The following is a 16,517-nucleotide window of genomic DNA, read 5'->3' as shown; positions in this document are numbered from 1 at the left end:
GGCTGTCGGGACCGACCCGGGCGACGGTCAGGACAGAAGGGCCCGCGCGAGCTGACGGGACTGCGCGACCAGGCGGTCCGCGCTGTCCCAGACCTGGGCGTCCTCCTCGAGGAAGCCGCCGGCCAGGTTGCGGGTGGTGATGGAGACGCGCAGCGGACCGGGCGCGGGGCGGCAGCGGATGTGCGCCGTCAGCTCGACGGTCGGGACCCAGCCCTTGATGCCGAGGTCGAAGGCGGTCGGCGGCAGGGCGTCGACCGTGAGCAGCAGCGAGAGCGGGTCGTGGTCGCGGCCGTCGGCCAGGCCGAGCCAGCCGCGCATGTCGCCCTTGCCGGAGGGGGCGCCGATCGCCCAGCCGGCGGTGGCGGGGTCGAGCCGCAGGTCGAGGCGCTGGATGATGGCGGTCGAGCCGGCGATGGCGCCGCCGCCCGCGGGCGCCGCGTCGGCGCCGAAGCACTCCTCGTAGGGCGGTATCGGCGGAACGGCGGCGGCGGTGCGCACGTCGTCCGGCAGTGCGTCGAGGTCGCCGTAGGCCGCCATGACCCGCATCCGCTCGACCTCGCGGCCCTCCGCGTCGGTCTGGAAGAGCGACGCCTGGCCGGTGGACAGGGTGCGGCCGGCGCGGACGGTCTCGGTGCGGATCGTCGCGGGGCCTGGCTGGGAGGCGGTGAGGTAGTGCGCGGTGACGGTGAAGGGGTCGGGGTGCGGCAGCGCCTGCTGGAGGGCGCGGCCGATCACGCCGAGCAGATAGCCGCCGTTGACGGCCTGGATGATGGTCCAGCCCGCCGAGAGGTCGGCGTCGTAGACACCGGGTTCACCGGGTCGCGGGACGACCGCCGTGTCCCGGTCGAATTCGCTGTCCCCGATGGTCGCCTGAGCTGCCGCATATGCCATGGCGTGAATGTTACCCGCCAGTAGCACCGTCTTGTCCAGCTCCTTGGACCTCATTCGACCGACCGGAACACCCTTGACACAGATGAGCCCGCTCCCTAGTTTCCAACCAAGGACATGACTCGAGTTCATATACCTGACGGAGTACACAGTGGGACGACGGGTAGTGGTGTCCGGCGGGGGCACAGGCATCGGGCTCGCGACCGCGGAGGCGTTCGCGGCCGACGGCGACCGGGTCGTCATCATCGGCCGGCGCGCCGAGCTGCTGCGGGAGACGGCGGACAAGCTCAACGCCACGCACGGCGACGGGCTGGTCAGCTGGACCGCCGCCGACCTCAGCGACCCGGAGCAGGTACGGGACGCGGCGCGGTTCGTCGAAGGAGACGGCCCGGTCGACGTGATCGTCACCAACGCGGGCGGCAACGTCGCCTCGTCCTCGGACGGGACGCTGGAGGGGATCGCGGCCGGCTACCGGAGGAACTTCGAGGCCAACGTGCTCACCGCGGTGCTGCTGACCGAGGCGCTGCTGCCGCAGATCCGGCGGCCCGGCGGGCGCATCGTGCATCTGTCCTCGATCGCCGCGCTCCGCGGCCCCGGCTCCTACGGCGGCGCCAAGGCGGCCCTGCACGCCTACACGTTCGAGCTGGCGCAGCGGCTGGGCACCGACGGGGTGACGGCCAACGCGGTCGCGCCGGGCTTCGTCGGCGACACCGAGTTCTTCGGCGACCGTGCGACGCCCGACTTCGTCGCGTCGCGGGTCTCCCAGACCCTGACCGGCCGGCCCGGCGCGCCCAGCGAGATCGCGGCGGCCATCCGGTATCTGGCCTCCCCCGAGGCGGCGTACGTCACCGGCCAGATCCTGCACATCAACGGCGGTGCGGCGCTGGGACGGTAGCCCGGAGCCCGGGCGGGCGCCCTACATCGCCTGCCGCGCCTCCTCCTCGCTCGTCGCCCTGCTCCTGCGGTGCCAGGCGCGGGGCGCGCGCCAGCCGAAGTACATGGCGCACAGCCGCAGCAGGAAGGCACTGACGACCGCGGCGCCGCTGGTGAACCCGGTGAGCGCGTCGAACTTGATCAGCAGCGCCGCCATGATCGAGCCGACCATGGCGGGGACCGCGTACAGGTCGCGGTCCCAGCGGAGCAGCGACGGCACCTCGTTGGCGAGCAGGTCGCGCAGCACGCCGCCGCCCGCCGCCGTGGCGAGCCCCAGGGCGGCGGACGGCACCAGGCCGAGGCCGTAGTCGTGCGCCTTGACGGTGCCGGCCACGCAGAAGAGGCCGAGGCCGGCGGCGTCGAAGACGTTCACGGTGGTGTTGATCCGCTCGACCTCGGGGTGCAGGAAGAACACCAGCACCGTGGCGAAGAGCGGGGTGCTGAAGTAGCCGAGGTCGCTGAAGGCGGCGGGCGGCACCGCCCCGATCATCAGGTCCCGGAAGATCCCCCCGCCCAGCGCGGTCACCTCGGCGAGCACGGCCATGCCGAACACGTCGTAGTTCTTGCGGACGGCGGCCAGCGCGCCCGAGATCGCGAAGACGAAGATGCCGACGATATCGAGCGTGTGCTGGACGGAGGGGGAGAAGAGTTCCGAGATCACGCCATATGGTCTCCTACGACAGGGCCGGCTTGCCCTTCGTGGAGAGCCAGGTACCGAACAGATCGTCCAGCTGCTGTCCGGACACCTTCTCGGCGAGCGCGGTGAACTGGGCCGTGTTCGCGTTGCCGTAGCGGTGCTGCGAGGTCCAGGTCTTGAGCAGCTTGAAGAAGGCGGCGTCGCCGATCTTCTCGCGGAGCATCTGGAGCGTCATCGCGCCGCGGGTGTAGACGGCGTCGGCGAACATCGTGTCGCGCTGCGGGTCGGCGACGTCGATCTGCCAGAAGGCGGCCGTGGCGGGGCGGCCGTTGTACGCGGCGAGGAACGCGTCGTGGGCGGAGCGGGTGCCCCGGTGCTCGGTCCACAGCCACTGGGCATAGGTCGCGAAGCCCTCGTTGAGCCAGATGTCCTTCCACTGCTCGACGCTCACCGAGTCGCCGAACCACTGGTGGGCCAGTTCATGGACGATCGTGGACTCGCTGCGGACCGCGGAGTAGGCGGGCTTGGACTGCACCTCCAGCGAGAACCCGGCCTCCGGCATGTCGTCGACGATCGCGCCGGTCTCCTCGAAGGGGTAGCGGCCGAAGACCTGGGACCAGTAGTCGGTGGCCTCGGCGGTGACGGCGTAGACGTCCACCGGGCCGTTGGCGAGGACCGGGTCGGTGGCGACGTAGATCGGTATGCCGCCCGGCGTGGTTCCGGTCTTGACGTCGAACTTCCCGATGGTGGCGGTCGCGAGGTAGGTGGCCATCGGCCGGGACTCACGCCAGGTGGAGACGGTGCGCGAGCCCTTGTCGTACTGGGAGGTGAGCACGCCGTTCGAGACGCCCTTGAGGCCCTTGGGGGCGCTGATCCGGATGTCGAAGGTGGCCTTGTCGGCCGGATGGTCGCTGCCGGGGAACCAGGTCGAGGCGGCGTTCGGCTCACAGGCGACGAAGACACCGTCGGTGGTCTTCATCCACCCGTAGTTGGAACCGAAGACGATGGGGCCGCTCAGCGGCTCCGGAACTCCGCCGTAGACGACGGTGGTGGTGAACTCCTGCCCCTTGCGCAGCGCGTGCCGCGGGGTGATGACGATCTCGTCGCCGCTGCGGGTGAAGCGCGCCGGCTTGCCGTCCACGCTGACCGAGGTGACGGTGAGCTGCTGCAGGTCGAGGTCGAAGGAGGAGAGGTTCTGGTTGGCGCGGGCGGTGACGGCCGCCCGGCCGTCGAGCCGGTCACTGGCCGGGTCGTAGGAGACGTCGAGCCCGTAGTGCGCGACGTCGTAGCCGCCGTTGCCGAGTTGGGGGAAGTACGGGTCCCCGATGCCGGGGGCGCCGGGCTTGGGGCTGTGCGAGGCGGCTGCCGACGCGGGGGCGCCGGAGATCAGACAGGCCGAGACGCTGATGACAGCGAGTGCGGTGCCGAGGAGTCGGGCCGGACGGGAGGGTGCCATGGGGGTCTGCCCTTCGGACGCGAACAGTGACGCGCCGACTCTGCACCCTCCCCCCTCGTCATGACCATGACTTTTCGCTAAGTGGTCATGCACTAAAGGTCAGTTGGCTGATTACCGATCGCCGGGCCGTTCTCCGCGCCCTTCCCCTGGGCGTTCTTCTCCTGGGCCTTCGCCGGAGCGTTCTCCGGGTGGTGGCACGCCACCTCGTGTCCCGTGGCGAGCGCGATCAGCGGCGGCTCCTGCGTGGAGCACACCTCGGTCGCCTTCCAGCACCGGGTGTGGAAGCGGCAGCCGGACGGCGGGTTGATCGGCGACGGCACATCGCCGGTCAGCAGGATCCGCTGCCGCGCGGTACGCCGCTTCGGGTCCGGCACCGGCACCGCCGACAGCAGCGCGTTGGTGTACGGATGCATCGGCTGCCCGTAGAGCGCCTCGCGGTCCGCCACCTCGACGACCTTGCCGAGGTACATCACCGCGATCCGGTCCGAGACGTGCCGGATGACGGACAGGTCGTGCGCGATGATCACGTACGTCAGCCCGAGCTCGCTCTGCAGGTCGTCCAGCAGATTGACCACCTGCGCCTGGATGGAGACGTCCAGCGCCGAGACCGGCTCGTCCGCGACGACCAGCTTCGGCTTGAGGGCGAGCGCCCGCGCGATCCCGATGCGCTGCCGCTGCCCGCCGGAGAACTCGTGCGGATAGCGGTTGTAGTGCTCGGGGTTGAGGCCGACCAGCTCCAGGAGGTTCTGCACCTCCTTCTTCACGCCCGACTCCGTCGCCACCTTCTGGAGCTTGAACGGCGCTCCGACGATGGTGCCGATGGTGTGCCGCGGATTGAGCGAGGAGTAGGGGTCCTGGAAGATCATCTGCACATCGCGGCGCAGCGGTCGCATCTCCCCCACGCTCAGATGGGTGATGTCACGGCCCTGGAACTCGATCTTCCCGCCGGTGGGTTCGAGCAGCCGGGTGATCAGCCGGCCCATGGTGGACTTGCCGCAGCCCGACTCCCCCACCACGCCGAGCGTCTGGCCCGCCGCCACCTGCAGGTCGATCCCGTCGACCGCCTGCACCGCGCCGACCTGCCGGCGCAGCATTCCCTTGGTGATCGGGAAGTGCTTGACCAGGCCGGTGACCCTGAGCAGGGGCTCCGCCCCCGCGGTGGACTGCTGGGGGATCTTCACGTCTTCTTGAGGCACGGCCTGGTCCTTCACAGCTTGGGCGCAATCTCTTCGGTCCAGATCCGGTCCCGGTCCTGCTCGCCGAGGTGGCAGGCCGACCAGTGCCCGGCCGCGGTCTCCCGCAGCTCCGGCACGATCGTCTCGCTGGAACCGCCGTTGAGCCCGACGTACGGGCAGCGCGGGTGGAAGGCGCAGCCGGACGGCACGTTGATCAGGCTGGGCGGGGCGCCCTTGACCGGGTTGAGCCGTTCGGTCCGCTCGCGGTCCATGCGCGGCATGGAGCCCAGCAGGCCCCAGGTGTACGGGTGCTGCGGTTCGGTGAAGACCTTCTCGGCCGTACCGCGCTCGACGCACCGGCCGGCGTACATCACCAGCAGGTCGTCGGCGAGCTCCGCCACCACGCCCAGGTCGTGCGTGATCATGATGACCGCGGAGCCGAACTCCTTCTGCAGGTCCCGGATCAGGTCCAGGATCTGCGCCTGCACGGTGACGTCCAGGGCGGTCGTCGGCTCGTCGGCGATCAGCAGTTCCGGGTTGTTGACCAGCGCCATCGCGATCATCGCGCGCTGGCGCATACCGCCGGAGAACTGGTGCGGATAGTCGGCGACCCGCTGGTGCGGCTCGGGGATGCCGACCCGGTCCAGCATCTCGATCGCCCGCTTGCGGGCGACCTGCTTGCTGACGTCCTGGTGCACCCGGCAGGCCTCGACGATCTGCGCGCCCACCGTGTAGTAGGGGTGCATCGCCGAGAGCGGGTCCTGGAAGATCATCGCCATCTTCATGCCGCGCAGCCGCCGTACCCGGTCGGGGTCTGCGCCGATCAGCTCCTCGCCGTCCAGCCACACCTCGCCGGAGATCCTGGCCTTGGCGGTGCGGTGCAGGCCCATGATGCCCAGCGAGGTCACGGACTTGCCGGAGCCGGACTCCCCGACGATGCCGAGCGTCCGGCCGCGCTGGAGATCGAAGCTGATCCCGTCGACCGACCGGACGAGGCCGTCGTCGGTATTGAAGTGGATCTTCAGATCGCGTACCGCCAGGAAGGCCTCCGCGGTGTCCGGCCGGGCGGTGAGCACCGGCTCGCCGACCGTGGCCCCCGCACTCGGAGCCGGCCCGTCCTCCTTGCGCAACGGGTCGCGGTCGCTGTCCTTCCGCAGCGGATCGCTGCCGGCGGTGCTCACGAGTACCTCACCCTGGGGTCGATAGCGGCGTACAGCAGGTCCACCAGGAGACTGCACATGATGATGAAGAAGGCCGCGACCATGGTCACGCCGAGCACGATGGGCAGGTCGTTGTCCCTGATCCCGTCGACAGCGTAGGCGCCGATCCCCTTGAAGGAGAAGACGTTCTCGGTGATGACGGCGCCGCCGATCAGCAGACCGAAGTCCATGCCGAAGATCGTGACGATCGGGGTGAGTGCGGCCCGCAGCCCGTGTTTGGCGACGACCCTGCTCTCCCGCAGCCCCTTGGCCCGCGCGGTGCGGATGTAGTCCTCGCCCATCGTCTCCAGCATCCCGGCGCGGGTGAGCCGCGCGTAGAGGGCGGAGTAGAGGAAGGCCAGGCTGCACCAGGGCAGGACCAGGTTCCAGGCCCACTGGAACGGATCGTCGGAGATGGGCACGAACTGGACGTTGTCCCAGATGTGCCAGTTGTACTGGAAGAAGCCCAGCGCGAGCATTCCGGTGAAGAAGGTCGGCAGCGAGACGCCGGCCAGCGCGACACCCATCGACAACCGGTCGAAGAACGAGCCGCGCTTGAGGGCCGACAGCACACCGATGGCCACCCCGGAGATCACCCAGATCACGGCGGCACCGATGGCCAGTGACAACGTGACCGGAATACGGGACTTCAGCTCGGGCCACACCTCGATGTGGCTCTTGAAGGAGTAGCCGAAGCAGGGCGCGTGGCAGACCGACGCGTCCGGGCCGAACTTGTAGTTCGCCCCGACGGCGATGGCCTTGATGAAGTGCCAGTACTGCTCGTAGAGCGGCAGGTCGAAGCCGAGGTTCTTCTTGACCGCCGCGATGCTCTCGGGGTTGGCGTCCTTGCCGACGTACTGGGTGGCCAACTGGGTGGTGGTTTGCCCGCCGAGGCGCGGCAGAAGGAAGAAGATCGCGAATGTGACCGCGCTGACGACCAGCAGCAGCAGCAAAGCGGCGATCACGCGTCGAATGATGTACGCAGTCACAGCCGTGCGGCGCCGGGCCCGCCGGGCCGGGGGTCACCCGGCCCGGCGGACACCGATGCCTTCACCTGCCTTCCGATTACTTGGAGGAGCTGATCAGCAGGTAGTCGTACATGCCCAGGAAGGCCTGCGTGACCGTGACATTGGTCGCGGACGGCGGCCGGTAGAGCAGGTTCTTGCGGTACAGCAGCGGCACCACGGACGCGTTCTCCATGGTCAGCTTGTCGATGTCGCCCCACGCCTTGGTGCGGGCGGCGCTGTCCGTGTTCGCGATGGCGTCCGACAGGGCCTTGTTGATCGTCGGGTCGTTCAGCTCCATCAGGTTGTTGCCGCCCGAGGGCTTGATGGCGCTGCCGTCGATGATCTGGTCGAGGAAGCCGTAGCCGGTCGGCCAGTCGGCGCCCCAGGCCATCATCATCATGCCGAGGCCGTGCGAGTGGACGTAGTCCGGGACACCCGCGAAGTTGGAGAAGTACTTACCGGCCGGGAAGCTCTTGATGTTGACCGTGATGCCGACAGCCTTCAGCGAGTTCTGGATCGCCGTCGCCGCCGCCATCTCGGAGGCCCGGTCGGAACGCGCCGACAGGTTGGTGGTGAAGCCGCCGGGCTGGCCGCAGGCGGTCAGCGCGGCCTTGGCCTTCGTGGTGTCGCCCTTGTTGCCCGGGGTCGGGTACAGGTCGAACTTGCTGTAGCCGTTGACCGACGGCGGCAGCAGCGTGGTGGCGACGTCGCCCTTCACATTGCCGCCCGCGGCGGTCTGCACCGAGGTCTTGTCGATCGCCCACTGGACCGCCTTACGGCAGTCCGGGTTGTCGAACGGCTTCACGTTCACGTTCAGCGCCACGTAGGACGTGGCTCCCGCGTACGAGTTGTCCGTGTTCTTCTTGTTCGCCGCGCTCAGCACCGACGGCTGGCTCGCGGGCTGCACACCCGCGCCGGCCGCGTCGACCGTGATGGTGCCGGCCAGCAGGTCCTTGTCGATCGTGACGCCGTTCACCTTGAACTTCATCGTGATCTTGTCCGGGAGCGCGGGACGCAGCGGGTCGATCGCCTTCGACCACATCGGGTTGCGCACCAGGACGGCGCTCTTGCCGTCGTCGTAGGACTCGAACTTGTACGGGCCCGTCGACATGATGTGCTTCACGTACTGGGCGCCGGTGTCCTTGGCCTGCGGCACGGGTGCGGTCTGCGAGAACGTCGCCAGGTAGTCGAAGTCCGCGAAGGGCTTGCTCAGGTGGAAGACGATCGTCGAGTCGTCCGGGGTCTCGATGGACGCGAGCCCGCCGGGGCTCTTGTCCTTGTACGGACCCTTGTACGCGTCGCCGCCGACCAGGTACGCCTTGAAGTACGTCGGGCCGTTGGACAGCGCCTCGGGCGCGAAGTTGCTGCGCTCGATCGCGTACTTGACGTCCTTGGAGGTGACGAGGGTGCCGTCCTCGTACTTCACGTCCTTGCGGATCGTGTAGGTCCAGGTCTTGGCGTCGGCGCTGGCCTTGCCGAGACCGGTGGCGAGGTCCGGGACGATCTGCAGGCCCTCGGCGCCCGCGGCGGGCTTGAAGGTGACCAGCGTGCGGCCGTACAGCCGGGAGAAGTTCTGCACCCAGCCGTAGTAGGTGTTCCCCGGGTCGAGCGAGTCGGGCACGTCGGAGTGCTCGTACGAGACCGTCCCACCGGCCTTGTCACTCTTGTTGACGACCTGGGTGAGGGCGGCGTCGGTACCCGCGCTCGTCCCCGTTCCCTTGTCGGTGGTCTTGTCGCTGCTGCTGCAAGCGGACGCTCCCAAGGCCAGAGCCGTGGCAAGCGCCAGCACCGCTGTCGCTTTTCTGCTGTTCATGCCGAGGAAAGCCCCCTCGTTCGGTGGAGATACACAGCCGCGCGCGGAAGGTCGCGCCGCGGGGTCACTTGCTGCGGGGATCGAGGGCGTCGCGCAGCCCGTCGCCCAGCAGGTTGAATGCCAGGACCGTGACGAAGATCGCCAGGCCGGGCACGATCATGTATTGCGGATCGGCCTCGTAGAGATCGATCGCGCTGGTGAGCATGCCGCCCCAGGACGATTGCGGCGGGGCGATTCCGACCCCGAGGAAGCTCAGTGCGGCCTCGAAAATGATGTTGGTCGGAATCAGCAGCGTCGAATACACGAGGATCGGCGCCACAAGGTTGGGGAGCAGCTCACGGAAAAGAATGAACGGACCGCGGGCACCCAGGCTGCGGGCGGCTTCCACGAACTCACGTTCACGCAGGCTGAGGGTCTGCCCGCGCACAATTCGACCCATGTAGGGCCAGTTGAAGAATCCGATGACGAAGATCAGTACGCAGATGCGGAGCGGAAGTCCGTCCAGTCCGAACGCGCCGTCCTGCAGCGAAGCCGAAATGGAGATCGCGAAGAGCAGCAGCGGAAAGGCCAGGAAGGTGTCCATCATGCGGCTGATCACGCTGTCGACCCAGCCGCCGTAGTAGCCGGCGATGACGCCGAGCACCGTACCGATGACGTTGGACAGGATCGTCGCGCCGGTCGCCACGAGCAGCGACACCCATGATCCCTCGATCACCCGGGCCAGCAGATCGCGGCCGAACTGTGGATCGACCCCGAGCGGATGTTCCCAACTCATGCCGCCCCAGGCGCCCTTGGGCGCGAGAAGCACCGGGTCCACGAGGTCCTGATGGAACGCGTTGGGGTCCAGGCCGAAGATCGACTCGATCGGCTTCGCCAGCACGGCCAGCAGCACCAGGAGGATCACGACGATGCCGCCGGCCACGGCCACCTTGTCGCGCCGGAAGCGCAGCCAGGCGATCTGGCCGAGGGAACGTCCCTCGATCTGACTCTTCTTGACCCCACTGAGAATGGCTTCGGGCTGCGCCCCGGCCTGTGCGGCAGTGGTCTCGATCGGTGCGGTCATGGTGAAACTGACCCCTCTCGCCGGCGGATAACCGGCGCGCGCCCGCCGCTGTAGCGGCTTTACTCTTCACTCATCAGTCGTGCTGCTGGTGCTGTGCCATGCTCAATTGCAGGGAAAACAGGCGGTGCAGGCGGTGCTGTTGGTGCAGGCGGAGCAGGTGTTCGCCGGGGCCGCGAGCCCCTTGCGGCGAGAGTCTTCATCCAGTCCGCGATCACCCGCCAGACCTCACAACGAATGGATGCGCAACTGTGATCTGGTGAATCATCGTCCGTTATGGGGCTCGCGCCGGATGTAACGTCGGCACATGAATGATCGGCTGCATGCGGTGTGCGACCTGATGATCCCCACTGTCCGGGAAATGGCCGGTCTGCACGAGTACGACGGGCGGGTGCAGGATTTGTCACCCGCCGGCGTCCGGCGCGGACTGTCCGCCCTCGCGCACGCGCGGCGCGGGCGCCCGGCCCCGCACGGCGCGCGCGAGCGCCATGACGACGCGCACCTGTCCGTCTTCGAGAACGCGCTGAAGGTGCAGTACGGCGAGCTGGAGCTGCACCGCCGCGACCCGTACCCCCATCTGTCCAACCTGGAACTGGCCTCCTACGACCGCGAGTACGCCCCCCGGCAGGAGCGAGCCGCCGCCCGGCTCAAGCACCTGGCGCAGTGGCCGGAGGCGGTGGACGCCGCGATCAGCTCGCTCGACCGGGTGAGCGCCCCGGTCGCGGGCGCGCTCCTCGGCGCCGTACGCGGGCTGGCCGCGGGACTCCACCCGGACCAGGGCCCCGAGGCCGCCGCGGCGCTCCCCGCGCACGAGCGGCTGGTGGCGCATGTGGCCCGGGCGGCGAAGACGGGCGATCCCGACCCTCGGCTCGGCGGCGCCGCGCTGGCCGCCCTGATGGGCAGTCAGGAGGGCCTGCCCGTCGACCTGACGGCGCTGGCGGACGAGGCGGCCCGCGAACGGGACCGGCTGACGGAGCTGCTGACCGAGTCCTGTCGCGCGCTCGACCCGGACCGCGACGTCGACGAACTGATCGCGGAGCTCCTCGCCGACCACCCGGCGGCCGACGGCGTCATCCCGGAGGCCGCCCGGCTGACCGAGGAGGTCATCGAGTTCACCCGGGCCAAGCGGCTGGTGCCGCATCTCGACGGCGACTGCCTGGTCGGCCCCGCACCGCCCTCCCGCCGCTGGGCGATGGCGATGATGTCCTGGGCCGCGCCCGGCGAACCCGACGCCGCCTCCTGGTACCACGTCACCCCGCCGGAGCCGGACTGGCCGGATTCCGAGCGTGAGGAGTGGCTGACCGTCTTCAGCCGCACCAGCCTCCCCTCGATCACCGTGCACGAGGTCGCCCCCGGCCACTTCGCGCACGGGCGCTCACTGCGCCGCGCGCCCACGCCCGTCCGGCGGGTCCTGCACTCGCTGTCCTTCTGCGAGGGCTGGGCGCACTACGTCGAGGAGGTCTGCCTCGAAGAGGGCTTCCGGGCCCGCGACCCGCGGTTCGCCATCGGGGTGGCCCTGGAGGCGCTGGTACGCGTCACCCGGCTGTCCTGCGCCATCGGTCTGCACACCGGCGCGATGACGGTCGACGAGGCCACCGAGCTCTTCATGCGCGATGCCCACCTGGCCCGCGCCGGCGCCGCCTCCGAGGCCCGCCGCGGCACCTTCGACGCCGCCTACGGGCGCTACACCTGGGGCAAGCTGGAGATCATGCGACTACGCGAGCGGGCCCGCCGCGACTGGGGGTCCGGTTTCTCGCTGGAACGCTTCCACGGCGCGCTGCTGGACCTCGGCAGCCCGCCGCTCGGCCTCATCGGCGCGGCGCTCAGCGGCGCGTAGCGAACCCTCGACCGGCCCCTAGCGGGGCGCCTGGCCCTGCGGCCAGCCCTGCTGCGGCCAGCCCCAGGCGGCCGCGGGGGCCGGGCCCGAGGCGGCGTGCGCCTCACGGTCGAAGAAGGGCTGGCCGTTCATCCGCATCCACATGGCGACGGGGTCGTACTCGTCCGCCATGGCGACCGTGGAGACGGCCAGCCCGTCCGGCACTCCGCTGATCGACTGCTGCATCATCAGGCGTACCGCTTCCACCGCCTGTGGCGAGGAGTCGTACATGTCCAGGCCGATGGCGAGATACGGCTCGCCCAGCGCGGGCTGCACCCAGGCGCGGCGCAGCGACCGTACGGCCGGCGTCCGGTGGGCGTGCTGCGAGAGCAGGGCGTAGAACTGCGGGATCTGCAGGGCGGGCTCGCCGATCTGCAGCGGTCCGGCGGGCAGCCGTTCGAGGCCGGTGGCGATCCGGCGCAGGTCGAGCCAGGGGATGCCGACGCCGCCGCCGGGGGCGTGCGGATTCAGCCACAGTCCCCAGCGCTCGGGGAACAGGGCGGTCGCGATGTCGCGGCCCTGGACGATCTCATGGGCCCGGTTCCAGCCGCTGGTGGCGAGCTCCTGGGGGGAGGTGACGGCCGGCGCGTAGCCGTAGCCGTCGATCTCCATGTTCCCGTACTGGGCGTCCGGTGATCCGGGTGAGCCGTGCCACAGCAGCATCCAGACCTGGCCGCCGGCCAGCGACACGAGCAGATCCTCGTAGGCGTCGAATCGTCCGGGCGCCACCTGTCGAAGCATCTGCTCGACGTGGCCGGCTGCCGCCGCACCGCCTTGCGCGCCCGCGATCACGTGGGTCCGCCCCTTCTCTCCGTCACCGGTGTCACCGGGTCCGGCGCACGCCTGTGCACCGCCCGCCATCAAACCAGGTTGTGCGCCCCCGCAGACAGCGCACGGGCTCAGTCCCGTCCGAAGAAGGGCCGGACCCGCTCCAGCATCCAGTCGCCGACGGGGTCCTGGGCGATGTCCAGCAATACCAGCTGCACCGGCAGCGGCAGCGGTACGGCGCCGAGTGCGCGGCCCAGCGCGTCCATCGCGGCGGCCCGGTCCTCGTCCTGCCAGCGGTCCAGCTCGACGCCGACGAACAGCTGCGGGGGCGCGCCCTCGACGCTGGCCACCGCGCGCCGCGCGGAGAGCACCACCGGGGTGACCGCGAACTCGCCCGCGGCGGCGGCGAGGAAGTCGACCGGCTCGTCGTCCGGCTCGGGCTCCCACAGCCGGACCCGGCCGCCGGTCGCCGACCGCGGGTCGCGGTCGGACCGGCAGAGGTCCTGGACGGCGGGGGGCGGCAGCGGGATCCCGGCCGTCCCGCCCGGATTGACGGCGATGCCGACCTCCGGGGGCAGCCCGCGGGCGAACTCGCGGGCCGGTGCGACGGTGCAGGCCATCCCCTGGGCGGCCCGCAGGAACTGGTGCTCGGAACTGAACACCGGTATGTACAGGGTGCCGTCGATCTCGAAGGACGGCAGGTCCAGGTCCCGGCTGCCGGGCCCGCCGCCGTTGGGCAGCGGAACCCACAGCTGGGAGCGGCCGAGCACTTCGAGGAGCCGGGCGTTCACACCCGGAGTGCCGACGCTCGCTGCGAGGACGGCTTCGAGTTCGTTGGCCGGCCATGCGTCGGCCGGGCCGGGGGCGCCTCCAGCGGTGGCCGGGGGCGGCGGAAGCTGCGTGTTCACTGCGCTGTGCCTCGCGGGATAGGGCCTGAGTGTCTGCTGCGTGCGGCCGGCGACCGCCGTTCCCGACGTCTGCCGCCCTGCCGGAACCCTAGCGGTAACCCGGTTGGCAACTGCCCTGATCCGCGGTAACGGCCACCGGTGACGCCTCGGATCCGGCCCGGCCGCCGCCGAAGACTATCCGCCGCACCGCACCCGCCGCGGGCCGGTCCAGAAGCAGCGCGGAGACACAGCCGTCGGGCCGTCCGCCGGGCCCGGCCAGCGCCACCAGCCGCCGGGCGGCCCTGCGGTGCCGGGCCATGGCGTACCCGGACACCATCCGCCCGCGCGCGAGCTGGCCGGCGCGGGCGGCGTCCTCCGGGACGTCCAGCACCAGCAGGTGCAGCCCCCGGCCGCGGCGCCGGGCGTCCCGGGCCAGCCAGCGCCGTACCCAGGCCAGCGAGCCGCAGTCGTGGACGACGAGGCTGGCGCCGGTGCGCAGCGCCCGGCGCAGCCTCGCGTAGTGGTCGAGCCGTACCAGCGGGCGGTACGCCGCGTACGGGAGCAGGGCCGGCATCAGCGCCTCCCAGTGCAGCCGTACGTCCTGCGAGTCGATCCGGCGGACCGCTCCTCCGGGATCCCCTGCGCCGTCCCGTTCGTCGACCGCGCGCCGCATGAGCGTGCTCTTGCCGCTGCCCGGCAGTCCCGACACGACCAGCACGTCCCCCGCCGGGTAGCGCAGCGTCGTCCCGGCCCACCGCTCGTCCCCCTGCACAGCCCCCACCTCCCCGAGGCCGGCCTGCCGGCCTCGGCCTCGACCGGGCCCCGGTGGAACCCGGCCACTGTCAGTAAAGAGAGGGTAATGGCAAGCAAAGGGTTTCCCCAGAGGCCCGGTGGCTTCCGCCGCATGCAATGATGAGCGCCACAACTTGCATACTGGCCGTTCGAGGCCGCGCGGGAGAGTCCCTGCCATCATGAGCAGGGCGCCGAAGGAGCAAGTCCTCCCTTGAATCTCTCAGGCACAGTCACCGCGCGGGCGAGGCACATCTGAAAAGCGGTCGGGCCCGTTCACGGTCCGACCCACCCAAGGTGCAAGCCGGGGCCCCACCAGGCCGCGGTGAACCTCTCAGGTTCCGATGACAGATGGGGAGGCCCCTTCCTTCGGGGTTTCGTCATTCTTTGTCATTGCCATGAGAGTCTCGCCACGCCTGCACCGGGAGCCCGACTGATGAGCCAGCCGCCCACCGACGCCCCGCGCCGTACCGCGCTCGACGCCCTGCATCGTGCGCTCGGCGCGACGATGACCGACTTCGCCGGCTGGGACATGCCGCTGCGCTACGCCAGCGAGCGCGACGAGCACACCGCCGTCCGCACGCGCGCCGGGCTGTTCGACCTCTCGCACATGGGCGAGATCACCGTCACCGGTCCCGAGGCGGGCGAAGCGCTGGACTACGCGCTCGTCGGCCACATCTCGGCCCTCGCGGTCGGCCGGGCCCGCTACACGATGATCTGCGCCGAGGACGGCGGGATCGTGGACGACCTGATCGTCTACCGCCTCGGCGAGGACGAGTACATGGTCGTCGCGAACGCCGGCAACGCCCAGGTCGTCCTGGACGCCGTCACCGAGCGCGCCGCGGCGTTCGACGCCACGGTCCGCGACGACCGCGACGCGTACGCGCTGATCGCCGTCCAGGGCCCCGAGTCCCCCGGCATCATGAAGGGCCTGACCGACGCCGACCTGGACGGGCTCAAGTACTACGCGGGCCTGCCCGGCACCGTCGCGGGCGTCCCCGCGCTGATCGCCCGTACCGGCTACACCGGCGAGGACGGCTTCGAGCTCTTCGTGGCGCCCGAGCACGCCGAGGCGCTGTGGAAGGCGATCACCGAGGCGGGTGCCGGCGTCGGCCTCATCCCGTGCGGCCTGTCCTGCCGCGACACGCTGCGCCTGGAGGCCGGCATGCCGCTCTACGGGCATGAGCTGACCACCGCCACCACGCCGTTCGACGCCGGGCTCGGCCGTGTCGTGAAGTTCGACAAGCCGGGCGACTTCGTCGGGCGCACCGCGCTCACCGCCGCCGCCGAGCGGGCCGCCGCGCAGCCGCCGCGCAAGCTGGTCGGCCTGGTCGCCGAGGGCCGCCGGGTCCCGCGCGCCGGGTTCGCGGTCACCGCCGCCGGCGGCGCCGTGATCGGCGAGGTCACCTCCGGTGCGCCCTCCCCGACCCTCGGACAGCCGATCGCCATCGCCTACGTCGACGCGGCCCACGCCACGCCCGGCACCGAGGGCGTGGCCGTCGACATCCGTGGCGCTCAAGAGCCGCACAAGGTGGTTGCGCTGCCCTTCTACAAGCGCCAGCGCTGACCGACCCGCCCACCCCTGCGCGAGCACCCCTTCACATCCGGGAGAATTCCGTTATGAGCAACCCCCAGCAGCTGCGCTACAGCAAGGAGCACGAGTGGCTCTCCGCCTCTGAGGCCGGAGTGTCCGCCGTGGGCATCACCTCACACGCCGCCGACGCGCTCGGCGACGTCGTCTTCGTCCAGCTCCCGGAGGTCGGAGCCGTCGTCACCGCCGGCGAGACCTGCGGCGAACTGGAGTCGACCAAGTCGGTCAGCGACCTGTACTCCCCGGTAACCGGCGAGGTCACGGACGTCAACCAGGACGTCGTCGACGATCCCTCCCTCGTCAACTCGGCCCCCTTCGAGGGCGGCTGGCTGTTCAAGGTGAAGACGACGGAGGAGCCCTCGGACCTGCTCTCCGCCGAGGAGTACTCCGCCTTCACCGGCGGCTGATCCCTCCCGGACCTCGATCCGGGCCCCCGGG

Annotated in this window: 16 protein-coding genes and 1 riboswitch; of the genes, 5 read left to right on the top strand and 11 right to left on the bottom strand. The window is 70.4% G+C overall.

Features of this window, described 5'->3' with window-relative positions:
- Positions 1-27: 27 nt before the first annotated feature.
- A complete protein-coding gene (locus C8250_RS29695; RefSeq protein WP_138354924.1) occupies positions 28-891 on the bottom strand; it encodes a thioesterase family protein in 864 nt (287 codons plus the stop codon).
- Between the two features lie 148 nt (positions 892-1,039).
- Here C8250_RS29695 and C8250_RS29690 point away from each other — a divergent pair, with 148 nt between their 5' ends.
- Positions 1,040-1,783, top strand: a complete 744-nt coding sequence (locus tag C8250_RS29690) for an SDR family NAD(P)-dependent oxidoreductase (protein WP_138354923.1) — start codon at positions 1,040-1,042, stop codon at positions 1,781-1,783.
- 21 nt (positions 1,784-1,804) lie between these two features.
- Here C8250_RS29690 and C8250_RS29685 read toward each other — a convergent pair whose 3' ends face one another.
- From C8250_RS29685 to C8250_RS29655, 7 genes are all read right to left on the bottom strand, one after another.
- Complete coding sequence (locus C8250_RS29685; protein WP_138354922.1) at positions 1,805-2,482, bottom strand: trimeric intracellular cation channel family protein; 678 nt, start codon at positions 2,480-2,482, stop codon at positions 1,805-1,807.
- A 13-nt stretch (positions 2,483-2,495) separates the two neighbouring features.
- Positions 2,496-3,914, bottom strand: coding sequence for a M1 family metallopeptidase (locus C8250_RS29680; RefSeq protein WP_138354921.1), 1,419 nt, complete (start codon positions 3,912-3,914; stop codon positions 2,496-2,498).
- A gap of 92 nt (positions 3,915-4,006) precedes the next feature.
- The gene (locus C8250_RS29675) at positions 4,007-5,110 is read right to left on the bottom strand and encodes a dipeptide ABC transporter ATP-binding protein (protein ID WP_244809441.1); all 1,104 of its coding nucleotides are present in this window, start codon (positions 5,108-5,110) and stop codon (positions 4,007-4,009) included.
- 11 nt (positions 5,111-5,121) lie between these two features.
- A complete protein-coding gene (locus C8250_RS29670) occupies positions 5,122-6,165 on the bottom strand; it encodes an ABC transporter ATP-binding protein (protein ID WP_138354949.1) in 1,044 nt (347 codons plus the stop codon).
- Positions 6,166-6,266: 101 nt separating this feature from the next.
- Positions 6,267-7,277: an ABC transporter permease gene (locus tag C8250_RS29665; protein WP_138354920.1), complete on the bottom strand. Its 1,011-nt coding sequence runs from the start codon at positions 7,275-7,277 to the stop codon at positions 6,267-6,269.
- Between the two features lie 76 nt (positions 7,278-7,353).
- On the bottom strand, positions 7,354-9,108 hold the full coding sequence (locus C8250_RS29660) for an ABC transporter substrate-binding protein (RefSeq protein WP_138354919.1): 1,755 nt from the start codon (positions 9,106-9,108) through the stop codon (positions 7,354-7,356).
- A gap of 64 nt (positions 9,109-9,172) precedes the next feature.
- Positions 9,173-10,171, bottom strand: a complete 999-nt coding sequence (locus tag C8250_RS29655; protein ID WP_138354918.1) for an ABC transporter permease — start codon at positions 10,169-10,171, stop codon at positions 9,173-9,175.
- 79 nt (positions 10,172-10,250) lie between these two features.
- Between C8250_RS29655 and C8250_RS29650 the strand changes: the two genes are divergently transcribed.
- Together C8250_RS29650 and C8250_RS29645 are read left to right on the top strand one after the other, a co-directional pair.
- On the top strand, positions 10,251-10,466 hold the full coding sequence (locus C8250_RS29650) for a hypothetical protein (protein ID WP_138354917.1): 216 nt from the start codon (positions 10,251-10,253) through the stop codon (positions 10,464-10,466).
- A 9-nt stretch (positions 10,467-10,475) separates the two neighbouring features.
- Entirely contained in the window at positions 10,476-12,005 is a 1,530-nt protein-coding gene (locus C8250_RS29645; RefSeq protein ID WP_138354916.1) for a DUF885 family protein, read from the top strand.
- 18 nt (positions 12,006-12,023) lie between these two features.
- Here the strand turns inward: C8250_RS29645 and C8250_RS29640 are convergent, their stop codons facing one another.
- The 3 genes from C8250_RS29640 to C8250_RS29630 all read right to left on the bottom strand — a co-directional run bounded on the left by C8250_RS29640 (position 12,024) and on the right by C8250_RS29630 (position 14,480).
- Entirely contained in the window at positions 12,024-12,785 is a 762-nt protein-coding gene (locus tag C8250_RS29640) for an enhanced serine sensitivity protein SseB C-terminal domain-containing protein (protein ID WP_138354947.1), read from the bottom strand.
- Positions 12,786-12,943: 158 nt separating this feature from the next.
- Entirely contained in the window at positions 12,944-13,720 is a 777-nt protein-coding gene (locus tag C8250_RS29635) for an enhanced serine sensitivity protein SseB (protein ID WP_187145030.1), read from the bottom strand.
- An 88-nt stretch (positions 13,721-13,808) separates the two neighbouring features.
- Entirely contained in the window at positions 13,809-14,480 is a 672-nt protein-coding gene (locus C8250_RS29630) for an ATP-binding protein (protein WP_244809440.1), read from the bottom strand.
- Between the two features lie 161 nt (positions 14,481-14,641).
- A riboswitch (glycine riboswitch) is annotated at positions 14,642-14,737 on the top strand.
- Between the two features lie 187 nt (positions 14,738-14,924).
- On the opposite strand from C8250_RS29630, the gene gcvT reads away from it, so the two are divergent.
- On the top strand, positions 14,925-16,055 hold the full coding sequence (gene gcvT / locus C8250_RS29625) for a glycine cleavage system aminomethyltransferase GcvT (protein ID WP_138354914.1): 1,131 nt from the start codon (positions 14,925-14,927) through the stop codon (positions 16,053-16,055).
- 53 nt (positions 16,056-16,108) lie between these two features.
- A complete protein-coding gene (gcvH, locus tag C8250_RS29620) occupies positions 16,109-16,486 on the top strand; it encodes a glycine cleavage system protein GcvH (protein ID WP_138354913.1) in 378 nt (125 codons plus the stop codon).
- The last annotated feature ends 31 nt before the right edge of the window (positions 16,487-16,517 follow it).

It is taken from the genome of Streptomyces sp. So13.3 (genome assembly GCF_005860785.2).
GTDB lineage: Bacteria > Actinomycetota > Actinomycetes > Streptomycetales > Streptomycetaceae > Actinacidiphila > Actinacidiphila fildesensis.
The sequence above is the reverse complement of the archived record's forward strand: the minus strand, read 5'-3'. Positions and strand labels throughout refer to the sequence as shown.